This window comes from Umezawaea sp., assembly GCF_036375055.1.
GTDB lineage: Bacteria > Actinomycetota > Actinomycetes > Mycobacteriales > Pseudonocardiaceae > Umezawaea.
Window position 1 is genome coordinate 89,130 of record NZ_DASUSQ010000002.1, and the last position, 17,489, is coordinate 106,618.

15 protein-coding genes are annotated in these 17,489 nt (G+C 72.1%); 9 read left to right on the forward strand and 6 right to left on the reverse strand.

The window, feature by feature from the left end; all coding sequences use genetic code 11:
• The first annotated feature begins 59 nt into the window (after positions 1–59).
• Complete coding sequence (locus VFZ92_RS00490; RefSeq protein ID WP_330873614.1) at positions 60–1,247, forward strand: glycoside hydrolase family 64 protein; 1,188 nt, start codon at positions 60–62, stop codon at positions 1,245–1,247.
• Positions 1,248–1,302: 55 nt separating this feature from the next.
• Here the strand turns inward: VFZ92_RS00490 and lspA are convergent, their stop codons facing one another.
• Entirely contained in the window at positions 1,303–1,809 is a 507-nt protein-coding gene (lspA, locus tag VFZ92_RS00495; RefSeq protein ID WP_330873615.1) for a signal peptidase II, read from the reverse strand.
• A 108-nt stretch (positions 1,810–1,917) separates the two neighbouring features.
• Here lspA and VFZ92_RS00500 point away from each other — a divergent pair, with 108 nt between their 5' ends.
• A complete protein-coding gene (locus tag VFZ92_RS00500) occupies positions 1,918–2,400 on the forward strand; it encodes a DUF1992 domain-containing protein (protein WP_330873616.1) in 483 nt (160 codons plus the stop codon).
• A 471-nt stretch (positions 2,401–2,871) separates the two neighbouring features.
• Here the strand turns inward: VFZ92_RS00500 and VFZ92_RS00505 are convergent, their stop codons facing one another.
• From VFZ92_RS00505 to VFZ92_RS00515, 3 genes are all read right to left on the reverse strand, one after another.
• Positions 2,872–4,023 (reverse strand): PLP-dependent aminotransferase family protein, encoded by a 1,152-nt coding sequence (locus VFZ92_RS00505; RefSeq protein WP_330873617.1) that lies wholly within the window; start codon positions 4,021–4,023, stop codon positions 2,872–2,874.
• A 110-nt stretch (positions 4,024–4,133) separates the two neighbouring features.
• Positions 4,134–4,889 (reverse strand): VOC family protein, encoded by a 756-nt coding sequence (locus VFZ92_RS00510; RefSeq protein ID WP_330873618.1) that lies wholly within the window; start codon positions 4,887–4,889, stop codon positions 4,134–4,136.
• Between the two features lie 59 nt (positions 4,890–4,948).
• Positions 4,949–5,818, reverse strand: coding sequence for an alpha/beta hydrolase (locus VFZ92_RS00515; RefSeq protein WP_330873619.1), 870 nt, complete (start codon positions 5,816–5,818; stop codon positions 4,949–4,951).
• A gap of 83 nt (positions 5,819–5,901) precedes the next feature.
• On the opposite strand from VFZ92_RS00515, the gene VFZ92_RS00520 reads away from it, so the two are divergent.
• Positions 5,902–8,463, forward strand: coding sequence for an AfsR/SARP family transcriptional regulator (locus VFZ92_RS00520; RefSeq protein ID WP_330873620.1), 2,562 nt, complete (start codon positions 5,902–5,904; stop codon positions 8,461–8,463).
• Here VFZ92_RS00520 and VFZ92_RS00525 read toward each other — a convergent pair.
• Positions 8,438–10,756 (reverse strand): glycoside hydrolase family 3 N-terminal domain-containing protein, encoded by a 2,319-nt coding sequence (locus VFZ92_RS00525; protein ID WP_330873621.1) that lies wholly within the window; start codon positions 10,754–10,756, stop codon positions 8,438–8,440. The genes VFZ92_RS00520 and VFZ92_RS00525 overlap by 26 nt on opposite strands.
• A gap of 249 nt (positions 10,757–11,005) precedes the next feature.
• Between VFZ92_RS00525 and VFZ92_RS00530 the strand changes: the two genes are divergently transcribed.
• The 5 genes from VFZ92_RS00530 to VFZ92_RS00550 are packed head-to-tail and all read left to right on the forward strand — an operon-like array spanning position 11,006 to position 15,943.
• A complete protein-coding gene (locus VFZ92_RS00530; RefSeq protein WP_330873622.1) occupies positions 11,006–12,241 on the forward strand; it encodes an extracellular solute-binding protein in 1,236 nt (411 codons plus the stop codon).
• A 2-nt stretch (positions 12,242–12,243) separates the two neighbouring features.
• Positions 12,244–13,113, forward strand: a complete 870-nt coding sequence (locus tag VFZ92_RS00535) for a sugar ABC transporter permease (protein WP_330873623.1) — start codon at positions 12,244–12,246, stop codon at positions 13,111–13,113.
• Entirely contained in the window at positions 13,110–13,922 is an 813-nt protein-coding gene (locus tag VFZ92_RS00540; protein WP_330873624.1) for a carbohydrate ABC transporter permease, read from the forward strand. The genes VFZ92_RS00535 and VFZ92_RS00540 overlap by 4 nt, the downstream gene beginning before the upstream one ends.
• Positions 13,923–13,968: 46 nt before the next feature.
• Positions 13,969–15,015 (forward strand): LacI family DNA-binding transcriptional regulator, encoded by a 1,047-nt coding sequence (locus tag VFZ92_RS00545; RefSeq protein ID WP_330873625.1) that lies wholly within the window; start codon positions 13,969–13,971, stop codon positions 15,013–15,015.
• 46 nt (positions 15,016–15,061) lie between these two features.
• Positions 15,062–15,943 (forward strand): NmrA/HSCARG family protein, encoded by an 882-nt coding sequence (locus tag VFZ92_RS00550; RefSeq protein WP_330873626.1) that lies wholly within the window; start codon positions 15,062–15,064, stop codon positions 15,941–15,943.
• Here the strand turns inward: VFZ92_RS00550 and VFZ92_RS00555 are convergent.
• On the reverse strand, positions 15,940–16,671 hold the full coding sequence (locus VFZ92_RS00555; RefSeq protein WP_414719771.1) for a DUF3626 domain-containing protein: 732 nt from the start codon (positions 16,669–16,671) through the stop codon (positions 15,940–15,942). The two genes, VFZ92_RS00550 and VFZ92_RS00555, sit on opposite strands and share 4 nt — an antisense overlap.
• Before the next feature lie 100 nt (positions 16,672–16,771).
• On the opposite strand from VFZ92_RS00555, the gene VFZ92_RS00560 reads away from it, so the two are divergent.
• Complete coding sequence (locus VFZ92_RS00560; RefSeq protein WP_330873627.1) at positions 16,772–17,482, forward strand: DUF899 domain-containing protein; 711 nt, start codon at positions 16,772–16,774, stop codon at positions 17,480–17,482.
• Positions 17,483–17,489 lie beyond the last annotated feature (7 nt).

Below are 17,489 nucleotides of genomic sequence, written 5' to 3' on the forward strand. Positions count from 1 at the left end.
GTTGCCGCGCAACTCTGTGAGAGCGCTCTCACAACTCCATCCTGAGGAGGAGACAGCCGGTGCACGTCAAACGCAAGGTGTTCTCGCTGGTAGCGGCCGTGGCAACCGCCGCGTCCGGAATGACCGCCCTGGCGACCGCGGCCGAGGCCGTTCCCGCCACCATCCCGCTCACGATCACCAACAACTCGGGTCGCGGCGACGCGGTCTACATCTACAACCTGGGCACGGAGCTCTCGACCGGGCGCCAGGGCTGGGCGGACGCGAACGGCGGGTTCCACCCGTGGCCCGCCGGGGGCAACCCGCCGACCGCCGCGCCGGACGCGTCGATCGCGGGGCCCGCGCAGGGGCAGTCGAAGACGATCCGGATGCCGAAGTTCTCCGGCCGGGTCTACTTCTCCTACGGCCAGAAGCTGGTCTTCAAGCTGACCACGGGCGGCCTCGTGCAGCCCGCCGTGCAGAACCCGTCCGACCCGAACGCGAACATCCTGTTCAACTGGTCCGAGTACACCCTGAACGACTCGGGCATCTGGCTGAACAGCACCCAGGTCGACTTCGTCTCGGCGCCCTACAACGTCGGCGTGCGGCCCGCGAGCGGCGCGACCAGGACCACCGGCAAGTTGAAGCCCGGCGGCTACACCGCCTTCTTCAACTCCCTGCGCAACCAGCCCGGCGGCTGGGCGAACCTGATCCGGACCCGGTCGGACGGCACGATCGTCCGCGCGCTGGCCCCCGGCCACGGCATCGAGGCGGGCGCGCTGCCCGCCAACGTGCTGAGCGACTACGTGAACCGGGTGTGGACGAAGTACTCGTCCTCCACGCTCACCGTCACGCCGTTCGGCAACCAGCCGAACCTCAAGTACTTCGGCCGGGTCTCGGGCAACACCATGAACTTCACCAACAGCGCCGGCCAGGTCGTCACGTCGTTCCAGAAGCCCGACTCGGACAGCATCTTCGGGTGCTACAAGCTCCTGGACGCCCCGAACGACCAGGTGCGCGGCCCGATCTCGCGCACCCTGTGCGCCGGGTACAACCGCTCGACGCTGCTGTCCAACCCCAACCAGCCCGACGCGAACAACTCGGGCTTCTACCAGGACGGCGTGACCAACCAGTACTCCAAGAAGATCCACGCCCAGATGGTCGACGGCAAGGCGTACGGCTTCGCCTTCGACGACGTCGGCGCGCACGAGTCGCTCGTCCACGACGGCAACCCGGCGCAGGCCTACCTCACGCTCGACCCGTTCAGCTAGACCGGTGAGGACGACCGGGCGCGCGGAGCCCCCTGCACCGGCTCCGCGCGCCCGGTCACCTCTCCGCGGTCGCGCGGTCGTGCAGGAACGTGAGGACGACGAAGAGGACCGCGCCGCAGAAGAGCGCGATGTCGGCGATGTTGCCGACGAACCAGCCGTTGTAGTCGATGAAGTCGACGACGTGGCCGCGGGCGAAGCCGGGGTCGCGGAACAGGCGGTCGAGCAGGTGGGTGAACGCGCCGCCCAGCAGCAGCGCGAGCGCGACGGCCCGCAGCCGCGGCTGGGGCTGGGTGGCCAGGCGGGCGAGGACCACCACGGCGACGGCGGCGAGGATCGTGAAGACCCAGGTCGAGCCGCTGCCGATGGAGAACGCGGCTCCGGGGTTGTAGAGCAGGCGGAGCTGGAGGAACTCGCCGAGCAGCGGGATCGGCGCCTTGCCGGTGAGGGCGGATTCGGCCCAGTACTTCGACGCCTGGTCGAGCACGAGCACGGCCACCGCGATGCTCAGCACGACCGCAAGCCGTCGGGACTCGGTGGGGGCTGGGGTATCCGTTTCCGTCACCGGAGGAGGGTAACCGTTCGGCTCGACCCGCCGGTTCGGCGGCGAACACACTGGTCGGGAGGTCGCGGCTCCGGGACCGTTCACGGCGGTTCAGGCACAATCGGAGGGGTGACCGAGCGAAAGCCCGCCGACGTGACCTTCGAGTCGTGGGTCGACCGGCAGATCCGCGAAGCCACCGACCGGGGCGAGTTCGACGACCTGCCCGGCGCGGGCAAACCGCTGCCGGGTGTCCAGGGGCCCGTCGAGGAGCAGTGGTGGCTCAAGGACTACCTGCGGCGGGAAGGCCTGCCGAGCGACGTCCTGCTCCCCACCCCGCTGCTGCTGCGCAAGGAGGTGGAGGCGCTGCCCGGCACCGTGCGCGGTCTGAGGACCGAGGCGGAGGTGCGCGAGTTGGTGGCCGACCTGAACCACCGGATCGTGGACTGGCTGCGCTTCGGTGACGGGCCGCGGGTGCCGCTGGCTCCGGTGAACGCGGACCGGACGGTGGAGCGCTGGCAGGAGGAGACCCGCCGCCCGACCCCCGCCGCGGTCCCGGTGCCACCACCGCCCCCGCCCCCGGTCCGCTGGTGGCACCGCTGGACCCGCCGGTGAGGTTCCCGCCCGCCGACGGGGCACGGCACCCGCGGCACCCGGTGAGCGGCGCGGAGTAGGACGCCCCGCACCACCGGCCCCGCCCGCGAAACTCCCGCCCAGCAACAGGACACACCACCCGCAGCACCCGGTGAGCGGCACGAAGTCCAACGCCCCGCACCACCGGCCCCGCCCGCGAAACTCCCGCGCAGCGACAGGACACACCACCCGCGGCACCCGGTGAGCGGCGCGAAGTCGAACGCCTCGCACCACGGGACCGCCCGCGAGACTCCCGCCGTCGACGGGACACGGCACCCGGTGAGCGACGCGGGTAGGACGCCGCACCGCTGGACCCGCTGGGCTCCCGTCCGTCGACGGGACACCCCAGCAGAGCCCGTCGGGTGGCCGCGGTGGGTGGCGGCGCGAGGTTGGACGGCCCGCACCGCTGCCCGAGCCGCGTGGCACCCGACCCGCGCCCCTCGGGTGGCGCGGTCAGCCGCGGAGCACCTCCCCCAGGCGGGCGATGCCGGTGGTGATCACGGTCGGGCTGTTGGTGGTGAAGGACAGGCGCAGGGTGGCGTGGTTCGGGGTGGTCGCGTAGAAGGCCGCGCCGGGGACGTAGGCGACGTCGTGGGCCAGGGCGGCCTTGAGCAGGTCGGCGGTGTCGGCCTCACCCGGCAGGGTCACCCACACGAACATGCCGCCGTCCGGGTCGGTCCACGTCGTGCCGGGCGGGGTGGCGGCGGGCAGGGCGGCGACCATGGCGTCGCGCCGGGCGCGGTAGGCGGTTCGGAGACCGGTGATGTGGGCGTCCAGGTCGGTGGCGGCCAGGTAGATCGCGGCGGCGGCCTGGTCGACGGTCGACGTGTGCAGGTCGGCGGCCTGCTTCACGATCACCAGCGTGCGCAGCAGGGTCGCGGGCGCGCGCAGCCAGCCCAGCCGGAGCCCCGGAGCGCCCACCTTGGAGAAGCTGCCCAGGTGGACGACCTGTTCCGGCGCCCCCGCGGCCAGCGGGAGCAGGGGCTCCCCGCGGTACCGGAGTTCGCCGTACGGGTCGTCCTCCACGACCCACAGCCCGTGGGCCGACGCCAGCGCGGCGATGGCGGTCCGGCGCTCGGCGGGCAGCGTGCGGCCGGTCGGGTTGGCGAACGTGGGCACCAGGTACACCAGTGAGGGCGACTCCGCCCTGATGACCTCCTCCAGCGCTTCGGGGACCATGCCGTGCTCGTCGCCGGCGACGAGCACGACCCTGGCCCCCGCCGTCCGGAAGCACTGGAGCGCGGCCAGGTACGTGGGCTCCTCCACGGCGACGACGGCGCCCGGCTCCAGCAGCGCGGTCGCCACCAGCGTCAACGCCTGCTGCGACCCGGTCGTGACCAGCAGGTCGGCCGCGGTGGTGGGCAGGCCTCGGCCGGTCATGCGGGCGGCCACCAGCTCGCGCAGGTCGGCGTTGCCCTCGGTCGGCGCGTACTGGAGGTTGCGCCGACCGACCGGCTCGCACAGCGCCTGGTGGAACGCCGCCCGCACCCCGTCGAGGTCGAACAGCTCCGGCGCGGGAAGCCCGCCCGCGAACGAGATCACCTCCGGCCGGTCGACCAGGGCCAGCAGGTCTCGAACGGGCGAACTGGACACGTGCTTCACCACAACGACTCCTCGAATCCGCGGTAGGGCCCGCTCGCGGGGGGGCGGTGGTTCCGCCTGGCACGCGCGCGGGGTCGGCTGCACTGGTCGAGGAGCCGCCCGCAGAATACCGGTCAGGCCCTGGTGATCACCGAGAACTCCGTGCCGAACGGGTCGGTGAGGGTCGCGATGCGGCCGTAGAGCATGTCGCTCGCCTCCCCCGCCCCACCGCCTCCGGCGACGGCCCGCGCCACGGCCTCGTCGGTGTCCGCGACCTCGAACGTCGTGGCCCACCGGGATCTCGTGGCCTCGGGGTTGCCGAAGATCCCGGCGACCTCGTGGCCGTCCGGCCTGCGCAGGAACGTGAAGTCGAAGTCCGGCATGTCCTCGTTGCGGTCCAGCGCGAACCCGAACACCGACGAGTAGAACTCCCGCGCGGGCTCGGGCGACGGGGTGGCGAGGTCGTTGCGCACCAGCGAGTTCGGCTCGTTCACCACCTCGCACCCGATGTGGTCGCGCCCCTGCCACAGCCCGAACCGCGCCCCCGTCGGGTCGATCGCGATCGCCATCCGCCCCTGCGTCATCACGTCCACCGGCTCGACGGTGACCCGGCCACCCGACTCGACGACCCTCTTGGCCGCCGAGTCGCAGTCGTCGGCCGCGAAGTACACGTTCCACCAGAACTCGGTCTCCCCCTCGTTCGGCGCGAGCGCGGCCACGCGCCGCCCGTCGAGCAGGGCCGTCGTGTAGTACCCGGCCTCGGGCCCGGCCGAGGCGAACTCCCAGCCGAACAGGGACCCGTAGAACTCCTTCGCCCGCTCCAGGTCGGGTATGCCCAGGTCGATCCAGGTGGGCGTGCCGTTGGGCTGCACGCCGGTCACGTAGCTCATGGTGTCCTCCGGTAGTCCTGACCAGGTCGTCCGGACCATAGCGACGGGCACCGACAAAGTCAGGAGTCGTGCTCCCGCACGAACCCCAGCACCCGATCGGTGATCGGCCGGGTGTCGTCGAACTGCCCCAGGTCGTGCCCCACGTCCGGCCACACCTCGACCACGGCGTGCGGCACCAGTTCCCCCAACCGGGTGGCGGCCGACACGGCGTCGTGCACGACGTTCCGCGCCCCGAACACCGCCAGCACGGGCACCCGCACCGCCCGCAGTTCCTCCGACGGGAGCGGCACGAGCAACGGCAGCCTCGACCGGTAGGCCTTCACGCCGAGCAGGACCACCCGCACGTCCGGCCGGTCGAGCAGGTCCCGTCCCATCGTGAACACCAGCATCCGCCGCACGAGCCGTTCCGACCGCGTCACCCCGGCGAGCAGCCCCCGCCACATCACCCCCGGTGAGTACCGCGACGTCACGGTCGTCGGCTCCAGCAGGCTCAGCGTCGCCACGCGGTCCGGCGCGTGCACGACCAGCCTCGTCCCCAGCCAGCCGCCCTCGGACGCCCCGACCACGTGCACCCCGCTCAACCCCAGCCCCGCGAGCACCTCGTCGAGCGCGCGGGCACGGTCGGCCGCGGAGCGGAACGGCACCGTCTGCACGCTGCCGCCCGCCTCGCCCAGCGAGTCCACGGCGTACACCGGGCCCGCCCCGGTGAAGGCCCCCAGGAACGGCTTCCACGGCGCCGAGGTCGAGTTGAGCCCGTGCAGCAGCACGATCGGCGCCCCCTCGGACGGCCCGTACCGGTAGACCCTGGTGGTGCCGAACGACGTCGGCACGTCGTGGACCTCCTCGGGCGGCGTCAGCGCCTCCCGGTAGGCCTCGAAGAACGCCGCCTCGGCGGCCCGGTCCCGAAACTTCCCCACGCGTTTCCCCATGAGGGCCACGGTGCGCGGCGGACCGGGGATAATTCTGGACGAACGCTTGAACCCGCTGCTCAGGGGGATCTGTGGAGTTCCGGGTGCTCGGTGGGGTGGAGGCGTGGCGCGAGGGTGCCCGGCTCGACGTCGGTCCGGCGAGGCAGCGGTGCGTGTTGGCCGCGCTGCTGGTGCGGCCGGGCGTGGTCGTGCCGGTCGACCTGGTGGTCGACCGCGTCTGGGGCGACCGGCCCCCGCAGCGGGTGCGCGGCACCCTGCACACCTACCTCACCCGGCTGCGCCGCGCGCTCCCCGGCGTCCCGATCACCCACCGGTCGGGCGGCTACGTGGTGGACGTCGACCCGGAAACCGTTGACCTGCACCGGTTCCGCTCGCTCGTCCGCCTGGCCCGCACGGCTCCGGACCAGGACGCGGAGGTGCTCTACGCGCGGGCCGACGCCCTGTGGCGCGGCGAGCCGTTCGAGGGCCTGGACACGCCCTGGCTGACCGGGGTGCGGGCGGAGCTGGAGCGGGAGCGGCACGCCGTCGACCTCGACCGCGCCGACCTCGGCCTGCGCCGCGGCGACCACGCCGCGCTGATCGCACCGCTGACGAGCCGCGTGGAGCGCAACCCGCTCGACGAGCGGCTGGTCGCGCAACTGGCCACGGCGCTCTACCGCGCGGGCCGCCAGGCCGACGCGCTCGACCAGCTCCGCCGGACGCGGGCACGGCTGGCGGACGAGCTGGGCGTCAGCCCCGGCCCGCACCTGACCGACCTGCACCGGCGCGTCCTCGCCGCGGATCCGCGGCTGAGCGAACCCGTGCCGCGCCAACTGCCCGCGCCACCCGCCGAGTTCACCGGTCGGGCCGCCGAACTGGCCGCGCTGGACCCCGGCGCCCCGCTGCTGCTGATCACCGGGACCGGCGGGGTGGGCAAGACGTGGCTGGCGCTGCGCTGGGCGCACGGGCAGGGCTTCCCCGACGGGCAGCTGTTCGCGAACCTGCGCGGGTTCGACCCGACGGGCGAGCCGCTGGACCCGGACACGGCGCTGCGCGGCTTCCTGGACGCGCTCGGCGTCCCCGCCTCCGCGGTGCCGCCGGACGCCGGGTCGAGGGCGGGCCTGTACCGGAGCCTGCTGGCGGACCGGCGGATGCTGGTGGTGCTGGACAACGCGCGGGACGCCGCCCAGGTCGTGCCGCTGCTGCCCGGCACGTCGGCGTGCACCGTCGTGGTCACCAGTCGCGACCGGCTGGACGGGCTCGTCACGGCGCACGGGGCGAAGCCGGTGCACCTGGACGTGCTGTCCGACGTGGACTCCCGCGCGCTGGTGGCCCGGCGGCTGGGCACGCAGCGGGTCCCGGACGCCGACCTGCTGGCGTGGTGCGGCGGCCTGCCCCTGGCGCTGGCGCTCGTCGCCGGACGGGCCCTGGCGCACCCCGGTTTCCCGTTGGAGCGCGCCGACCACGGCGACCTGTCGACCGTGCTGTCCTGGTCCTACCGGGCGCTGCCACCGGAGGAGGCGTCGGCGTTCCGGCTGCTGGGCGGCCTGCCGGGACCGGACATCGGGGTCGACGCCGCGGTGGCGGCGACCGGGCGGCCGGAGCACGTCCTGCGGGCGCTGGAACGGGTGTCGCTGCTCACAGCAGGCTCCCCCGGCCGGTACCGGATGCACGACCTGGTCCGGCGGTACGCGGCCGACCTGCCCGACCCGGACCGGCCCGCGGCGCTGGCGCGGCTGCTCGACCACCACACCCGCACCGCCGGTGCGGCCCGGCTCCCGCTGGACCCGGAACCCGCGCCGATCCCGCTGGCCCCCGTGGGTTCCTTCGCCGACGACACGGCCGCGCTGCGCTGGTTCGACGCCGAGCACGAGAACCTGCTCGCCGCGCTGCGCGCCACCGACGACGACCTCGCGGCGTGGCACCTGGTGTGGGCGCTGCACCCGTTCCACCTCCGCCGCGCCCACCACGGGCACCAGGTCGACGCCTGGCGGCGGGGGCTGGACGCCGCGCGGAGGCTCGGCGACCCGCACGCGCTCGCGGTGGCGCACCAGCTCCTCGGGCACGCCTGCTCGCTGGTCGGCGAGCTGGACGAGTCGCTGGCTCACCTGGAACGGGCGCTGGAGCAGGCCGGGGACCGGCGGTTCGAGGGCCACGTGCGGCTGTGCCTCGCGGCGACGTGGTTCCTGCGCTCCGACCGCGGTCGTGCCCTGGAGCAGGCGTTCGACGCCGTGCGGCTCTTCCGGGCCGTCGGCGACCGCGTGTGGGAGTCCGTGGCGCTCACCGCGGCCGGGTCCGCCACGGCGCGGCTCGGCGACCTCGACGGGGCCCGGCGGCACTGCACGACGGCGCTGGCACTGGCCCGCTCGCACGGCAACCGCCACGGCGTGGCGGGAGCGCTGGACGCGCTGGGCATCGTGGCGCACGAGGACGGCAGGCACGCCGACGCCGTCGAGCACTACCTCGAAGCCCTGGCGCTGCACGCCGAGCTCGACGCACCGCACAGCGCGGCCGAGACGCTGGACCGCCTCGGCCACCCGTACTCGGCGCTGGGCCGCACCGGGGAGGCGCACGACGCGTGGCGCCGGGCATCCGCCCTCTACCGGTCCCAGCGCCGGACCGCCGACGCCGACCGCGCGGCTAGCCGAGTGCCACCGGGGTCGTGAGCACGCGGTCGTACCCGACCTCGCGCGGCGACCCGACGACGCAGAAGCTGCCCGACAGGCGGGTGTCCTCGCTCGACGCGCCGACGTGCACGTCGACCACGCCGGGCTCCACGATCCGCCGACCCGAGACGCCGGTGAACGAGGTGCGGTCCGCGTGGACCGTGAACGTCACGCGCACGGACTCGCCCGCCTCCAGCTCGACGCGGGTGAAGCCCACGAGCTGCCGCACCGGCCTGGTCACCGAGGCCACCGGGTCGTGCAGGTAGAGCTGCACGACCTCGGCGCCCGCGCGCAGACCGGTGTTCTGCACGACGCAGGAGACCTCCACCTCGCCGTCGATGGGCACGGTGTCGCGGGACAGCTCCAGCCTGCGGTAGGTGAACGCGGTGTAGGACAGGCCGTGGCCGAACGGGAAGCGCGGCGTCGGGTCGACCGAGCTGACCCCGCCGGGCCCGCCGAGCTTGGGGTGCAGGTAGGTCGACGGCTGCCCGCCCGACCCGTTCGGCACCTGCACGGGCAGCTTGCCGGACGGGTTGACCCGCCCGCTGAGCACGCCCGCGATGGCGCCCGCGCCCTCCTCACCGGGGAAGAACGTCTGGAGGGTCGCCGCCGCGCCGCGGAACTCGCCGAGCGCGTACGGCCTGCCCGCGACCATGACCGCCACCACCGGCACGTCCAGTTCCAGCAGCGCCGTGAGCAGGTCGCTCTGCACGCCGGGCAGCGTCAGGTCCTCCGCGTCGCAGCCCTCGCCGGACGTGCCGCGGCCGAACAAACCGGCGCGGTCGCCGAGCACGGCGACGCACACGTCCGCGTCGCGGACGACCCGGATCGCCTCGGCCAGGCCGCCGAGGTCGTCCCCGTCGACCGCGCAGCCCTGCGCGTGCACGACCTCCGTGTCGGGGAACTCCTCGCGGATCGCCTCCAGCACGGTGAGGATCTCGACGCCGATCGGCACCTCCGGGTGCTGCACGCCCACGTGGCTGGGGAACGAGTAGCAGCCCATCAGCGTGAGCACGTCGTCCGCGCACGGACCGACGACGGCGATGCGGCGCGGGGCCGCCAGCGGCAGGGTGTTGCGGTTGTTGTCCAGCAGCACCACCGACCGCTCCGCCATCGTCCTGGCGAGGTCGCGCATCGCGGGCGGGTCAAGGTCGATCGACTCGGGCGCCGGGGTGGGCGCCCAGTCGGCGTCCAGGAGGCCGAGTTCGCACTTCTGCCGCAGCACGCGGGCGACCGCGCGGTCGACCAGCTCCTCGGACACGTCGCCGTTGCGGACGAGGTCGAGGAGGGGGTCGCCGAAGCAGCGGACGGTCGGCAGCTCGACGTCGACACCGGCCGCGAGCGCCAGCGCGGCGGCGTGACCGGGTGAGGACGCGACGCCGTGGGCGCTCTCCAGGAACGAGACGCCGAAGTAGTCGGCCACCACGACCCCGTCGAAGCCCCACGTGCCGCGCAGCAGCTCGGTCAGCAGCATCGGGTTCGCCGCGGGCGGCACGCCGTCGACGTCGGCGTAGGAGTGCATGACCGACCGGGCCCCGCCGAGCCGCAGCGCCATCTCGAACGGCGTCAGCACCACGTCGGCGAACTCGCGCGGCCCCATCGAGACGGGGGCGTGGTTGCGGCCCGACCGCGACGCCGAGTAGCCCGCGAAGTGCTTGAGCGTGGCCACGACCCCGGTCGACTCCAGGCCGCGGGTGTAGGCGGCGCCGAGCAGCCCGACCAGGTACGGGTCCTCGCCGATCGTCTCCTCGGTGCGCCCCCAGCGGGGGTCGCGGGTCACGTCGAGCACCGGCGCGAGGCCCTGGTGCACGCCGATGCCGCGGAGCTGCTCGCCGATCGCGGTGGCCATCCGCTCGACCACGTCGGGGTCGAACGTCGCCCCCCACGCCAGCGGGATGGGGAACACGGTCGCCTGCCAGGCGGTGAAGCCGGACAGGCACTCCTCGTGCGCCATCGCGGGGATGCCGAGCCTGCTGCCCTCCACCAGCCTGCGCTGGGTGTCGGCCAGGACCCTGGCGCCGACGGCCGGGTCGAGCGGGCTCGTGCCGAAGACGCGGGTGAGCTGCCCGAGACCGGGTTTGGTCAGCTCGGACCACTCCGGCAGCGGCTCGGAGAACTCGTGCTGGGCGGGGGCCACCTCCGCGGCGTCGGGGGACACCCCCACCCAGACCCCGACCAACTGGGCGAGCTTCTCCTCGACCGTCATGTCGGCGAGCAGCAGGTCGACCCGCTCGTCGACGGGACGGCTCGGATCGGCCCACGCCGCTCCGGTGGTGCGGGAATCGGGATGCACTCCAACTCCTCCTCAACGCAAGTTCCTGAATTGTGACCGATACTATCGGAAACACTTCGAAACACAATGAGCTGGGAGAACGGCTCAAATGGGCCACGAAAGTGACCCTTGACACCCTATTGGCGTAGCCCTACTGTCTGCGCAAGTCGAACAGGTTTCGAAATGTTTCGAACTCGGCACCGTGGCAGAGAGGAAGGCGGTCGCATGTTCCGCCGGTCTAGAACACACGCCCTGATCACCATGGTCGCGATGGTCGCCGCGGTAGCCGCGTGCGGTACCTCGGGCCCCGCGGCGGGAAGCGGCGGTGGCGGCTCCTTCAAGGTGTGGGCCTTGCAGGACCCGGTGCTCAACCCGATCGAGAAGACGTCGGTCGAGGGTTCCGGGGGCACGCTGGAGACCTTCGGCAACGACCCGTACAAGCAGAAGCTGCGGGTCGCGATCGGCTCGCCCAACGCACCGGACGTCTTCTTCAACTGGGGCGGCGGCAACCTCAAGGAGTACGTCGACGCCGACAAGATCGCCGACCTGACCCCGCTGCTGGACGAGAACCCCTCCCTCAAGAGCGCGTTCCTGCCCAGCGTCCTGGACGGCGCGAAGATCAACGGCAAGTACTACGGCCTCCCCATGCGCGGTATGCAGCCGGTCGTCCTCTTCTACAACAAGGACGTCTTCTCCGCAGCGGGCGCCACGCCACCGACCACCTGGGACGAACTGCTGGCCCTCGTGGACAAGTTCAAGGCGGCGGGCGTGCAGCCGATCGCGCTGGCGGGCTCGCAGGCGTGGACCGAGCTGATGTGGATCGAGTACCTGCTCGACCGGATCGGCGGGGCCGACGTGTTCAAGAACATCAGGGACAACGGCCCGGCGGGCTGGAAGGACCCCGCGGTCCTCGAAGCCGCCACCAAGGTGAAGGAGCTCGTCGACCGCGGCGGCTTCGGCACCAACTACGCTTCCGTCGGCTACGACGTGGGCGGCGCGTCGACCATCCTCGCGCAGGGCAAGGCGGCCATGCACCTGATGGGATCGTGGGAGTACGTGAACCAGCTCGGCCAGAGCCCGGACTTCGTGAAGAACGGCAAGCTGGGCTGGGTGCCGTTCCCGACGCTGCCGGGTGGCAAGGGCAAGCCGGACACCGTGGTGGGCAACGCGTCCAACTACTACTCGGTCACGTCCGCGTCGAAGACGCTCGACGCGTCCAAGAAGTACGTCGCGACCGCGCTGAACGACGAGAAGTACGTGCAGTCGCTGATCGACGCCGGTGACGTGCCCGCGGTGACCGGGGTGAAGGACAAGCTCGCGAAGGCGGCGAACTCCGAGTACACCACGTGGATCTACGAGCTGGTCGAGAAGGCGTCGGTGTTCCAGCTCTCCTGGGACCAGGACCTGACCGCGGACCAGTCGACCAAGATGCTGACCCAGTTGCAGGAGCTGTTCCTGGGCAAGACGTCCCCGCAGGCCTTCGTCGACGCGCTGGCGGCGGGCTGACGATGCACCAACGACCTTCGTTCTGGTACGCCGCACCCGCTTTCGCGTTCTTCGCGCTGTTCGCGGCACTGCCCATGGTCCTCGTCGTGGTGCTGAGCTTCACGTCGTGGGACGGGCTGGGCACACCGCAACCGAACGGGGTGGACAACTGGGCGCGGCTGGCCGACGACGGTCAGGCGTACGACGCCGTGGGTCGCACCGCGATCCTCATGGTGGTCTCGTGGCTGGTCCAGACGCCGATCGCACTGCTGATCGGCGTCTGGGCCGCGGGCCGCCAGCGCTCCCGCGCGGTGCTCAGCTCCATCTTCTTCCTGCCGCTGCTGCTGTCCACGGCCGCCATCGCCCTGCTGTGGCAGGTGATGCTCGACCCGAACTTCGGCGTGCTCCAGTCGCTCGGCGGACCGCTCGGCGACGTCCAGTTCCTCGGCAACCCGTCCATCGTGCTGTACACGGTGGCGTTCGTGATCACCTGGCAGTACGTGCCGTTCCACACGCTGCTCTACCAGGGCGCGGCACGGGCGATCCCGAAGACGCTGTACGAGGCCGCCACCATCGACGGCGCGGGACGGGTGCGGCAGTTCTTCCACATCACGCTGCCGCAGCTCCGCTACACGATCATCACGTCGTCGATCCTCATGATCGTCGGGTCGCTGACCACGTTCGACACCGTGCTGATCCTCACCAACGGCGGACCGGGCACCGCGTCCCGGATCGCGCCGCTGCACATGTACATCACCGGCTTCAGCGGGTTCGAGATGGGTTACGCCAGCACCATGGCCGTGCTGCTCGTCGTCGTCGGGACCGGGTTGTCGCTGCTCGTGATGCGGGTGACCGGCTTCCGGTCCATGACCAGTCAGCAGGAGGGCGCGTGAAGCGCAACTGGCCCGCGGGGGCGTCGGCGCTGGTGTGGCTCGTCCTCGTCGTGGGACCGCTGTACTTCATGGTCGCGGCGAGCCTGCGCGGCCGGGCCGACTACCTGACCTCCAGCCCGCTCAAGCCACCGTCGGACCCGACGCTGGACAACTACCGGACCGTCCTGGGTGGAGGGTTCGGCGGCTACCTGTTCAACAACGTCGTCGTCACCGCGGCGACGGTCGCGATCGTGGTGCTGCTCGGGGTTCCCGCGGCCTACGCGGTCGCGCGGAGCCGCAGCAAGCTCGTGCAGCGCGGGTTCACCCTGCTGCTGGCCGGGCTGGCGATCCCCGCGCAGGCCACGATCATCCCGGTCTACCTGCTGATCACCAGGCTGAACCTGTACGACAGCCTCACCGCGATCATCCTGCCGACGGCGGCGTTCGCGCTGCCGGTGGCGACGCTCGTGCTGACCAACAGCCTCCGCGACGTGCCCAAGGAGCTGTACGAGGCGCAGACGATCGACGGGGCGAGCGCGTTCGGCGTGCTCCGGTACCTGGTGCTGCCGCTGGCCAGGCCCGCCATCGTGACCGTCGTCGTCTACACCGCGCTCAACGCGTGGAACGGGTTCCTGTTCCCGCTCGTGCTGACGCAGTCGGAGTCGAGCCGCGTGCTCACGCTCGGGCTGTGGAACTTCCAGGGCCAGTTCGGCACCAACGTGCCCGCGCTGCTGGCCGCGGTCACGCTGTCGGTGATGCCGATCTTCGTGGTGTACCTGATCGGCAGGCGTTACCTGCTCAGCGGCCTGACTGCCGGATTCGGCAAATAACTGTCGATAGTTTCGGGCCGGCAGTCTGCTGACGTAGACTGCCGGCATGTCAGCGAAAGCCGAGCCCTCCGCAGCCGGCGGGCCCGTGTCGGGAAAGATCACCATCGCCGACATCGCAACAGAGGCTGGCGTGTCGGTACCGACAGTTTCGAAGGTGATGAACGGCCGCACGGATGTCGCCGCCCACACGCGGGAACGCGTCGAGGCGATCATCCGGCGCCACGGGTACCAGCGCAGGGGCGACGACAGGTCGCGTCGGTCCACCCTGGTCGAACTGATGTTCCACGAGCTGGAGAGCGCGTGGGCGTTGGAGATCATCCGGGGCGCCGAGCAGGTCGCCCGCGAGCACGGGCTCGCCGTGGTGATGTCCGAGTCGCAGGGCAGGCTGACTCCCGGTCACGGCTGGTTGGAGAGCGTGATCGCGCGCAGACCGCTCGGTGTGATCGCGGTGTTCTCCGACCTGAGCGCGACGCAGCTCGCGAAGCTGCGTGCCCGTGACATCCCGGTCGTCGTGGTCGACCCGGTCGGCGAACCGGGTCCGGAGACCCCGTCGATCGGCGCGACGAACTGGAACGGCGGCCTCACCGCCACCCGCCACCTGCTCGAACTGGGGCACACCCGGATCGGCATGATCGGCGGCCCGGAGCGCGTGCTGTGCAGTCGGGCCAGAGTGGACGGTTACCGCGCCGCGATGGAGACCGCGGGCCTGACCGTCGACCCCGACCTGGTGCGGTACGGCGACTTCCACGTCGAGTCGGGCTTCAAGCAGGCGACCGTGCTGCTGTCCCGACCCGACCGTCCTACCGCGATCTTCGCGGGCAGCGACCTCCAGGCGCTCGGCGTGTACGAGGCGGCGCGCGCCGCAGGCCTGCGGGTGCCGCAGGACCTCAGCGTGGTCGGCTTCGACGACCTGCCGCTGGCCGAGTGGGTCGGCCCGCCGCTCACCACCGTGCGGCAGCCGTTGCAGGACATGGCCTCCGCGGGCACGAGGCTGGCGATCACGCTGGCGCGCGGCGAGAAGCCTGAGCACCGGCGGATCGAGCTGGCCACGACGCTGGTCGTGCGGCACAGCACCGCTCCTCCCGCGCCCTGACCCGTTTCGTCCCGTACTAGATAGTATGGGACGAAACAGTCCGGCCTTGGAGGCAGTTTTGGGCGAGACCGTCGTGGTGGTCGGGGCGACCGGCAAGCAGGGCGGCGCGACAGCGGCCCACCTCCTCGCGGGCGGGTGGCACGTCCGCGCCCTCACCCGGAACACCACAGGTCCGGCGGCCCGCGCACTGGCCGAAGCCGGTGCCGAGGTCGTGGCCGCCGACATGGACGACCCGTCGTCGCTGGTCGCGGCCATGACCGGCGCGCACGGCGCGTTCAGCGTGCAGCCCGCGCCGCACGACCCCGGAGCCCCGGTGGGGTACGGCACCGAGACCGAGGTGCGCTGGGGCCGCGCGGTCGCGGACGCGGCCAAGGCCGCGGGCGTCGAGCACCTGGTCTACGCGTCGCTCGTGGAGGCCTCCGCGCGCACGGGCGTGCCGTCGTTCGACAGCAAGTGGGAGGTCGAACGGCACATCGCGGCCATCGGCCTGCCCGCGACCGTGCTGCGCCCGGCGACGTTCATGGAGGGCCTGGCCGTCTCGAAGGACGTGCTGGACGGCTCGTTCACGCACCTCCTCGACCCGGACACGAAGTACCAGATGATCGCCGTGGACGACATCGGCGCGTTCGCCGCGCTCGCGTTCGGCGACCCCGAGACCTACGTGGGCCGCTCGCTGACGATCGCGGGCGACGAGCGCACACCCCGTGAACTCGCGACGGTCCTGGGCCGCGCGCTCGGCCACCCCGTCGCCTACCACCAGATCCCGCTGGACATCATCAGGCAGCACGACCCCGGCCTCGCCGACGTGTTCGACTCCCCCGCGGCGGACCGGGCCGACGTCCCGGCGCTGCGAGCGCTGCACCCAGGGCTGATGACGTTCGAGAGGTGGCTGTCCCGGCACGGCCGGGCGCAGCTCGCGGCGCTCTAGCCCAGCCCGAACCGGGCCACGTGGTGCCACAGCATCTTCACCAGCCGCGGGTGCTCGTGGCCGCGCGCACGCCCGATGATCCGCGCGTCGAGGAACCCGTCCACCGCCAGCCTCCTGCCGAGTTCGACGACCTCCGCGCCCCGGTAGTCGGCCGTCAGGTCCCGAACGGGCAGGCGGAACCCGCGGTGCCACTCGACCGCGCACGGCAGTTCGCCCGCCAGGTCCTCGACGGCCGTGCCCCGGAAGCACGGGTCGAGCACGATCGCCTCCACGTCCCGGTCGACGCGCACCGGACCGTGGACGTGGGCTTCGACGTAGTCGTCGAGCAGGTCCCGGTCGTCCGCCTCGACCAGTTCGATCAACGACATCCGTTCCGCCACGCCGAAGTGGACCGGCTCGAACACGCTGTCGGGGTAGCAGAACGTCGTGCGCGTCAGCGTGTCCGCCGTGAGCCGGAGGTGCGCCGACCCGAACCGGATCGCCCCGCCCTCCGGCCGACGCCGGTGGTTGAGCGCCCCGTACTTCGGTCGCCGGGCGGCGGGCGCCTCGTCGTACACGCCGCCGAACAGCCTGCTCTCCCACCGCCACCGGTCCCCACCCGGATGCGCCGTCAACCCGCCGTTGCTCGTGCCCGTCTCGAACTGCGACCGGTACACGCCGTCGCGCACGATCTCCGCGAGCGCGCGGTCGGGGTGGAAGTGCAGGTCGACGCGCAGGTCCGGGTCCATCGGCGGCCCGCTGGACAGGGCCGCCACGTGCTCGATCGCATCCACACCGATGATTGTCCGGTCCTCGGGAGGTCTACCCCTGTGACGAGAGGAGATTCCCATGAGCCTGCCCGAGGTCGTGTCCCGTTCGGAGTGGTTGGAGGCCCGCAAGGCGCTCCTGGTCAAGGAGAAGGCCGCCACGAGGGCCCGTGACGAGCTGAACGCCGAACGCCGCTCGCTCCCGATGGTCCTGGTCGACGAGGACTACGTCTTCGACGGCCCGTCCGGCGAGGTCCGCCTGCTCGACATGTTCGAGGGCCGCCGCCAACTCGTGCTGGGCCACTTCATGTTCGACCCGAGCTGGGACGAGGGCTGCTCGTCGTGCAGCGCGGGGGCCGACGAGGTGTCCGACGGCCTGGTCAGGCACTTGGCCGTCCGCGACACGTCGATGGCTTTCGTCTCCCGCGCGCCGCTGGCGAAGATCGAGGCCTACCAGGCGAAGAAGGGCTGGACGTTCCCCTGGTACTCGTCGTTCCGCAGCGACTTCAACTACGACTTCCACGTCACCCTCGACCCGTCCGTCGCCCCGGCCGAGTACAACTACAGCCCGGTCGAGGACGCCACCCCCGGCGAAGCACCAGGTCAGAGCTTCTTCCTCCGCGACGGCGACCGGGTGTTCCACACGTACTCGACGTTCGCCCGCGGCACCGAGGCGACCGGCGGGTCGTACTACTACCTGGACCTGACCGCGTTGGGCAGGCAGGAGGAGTGGGAGCTGCCCAAGGGCCGCAGCGACAACGCCCGCGCCGCGATGCCGAACTTCGAGAGCTGACCCCGCG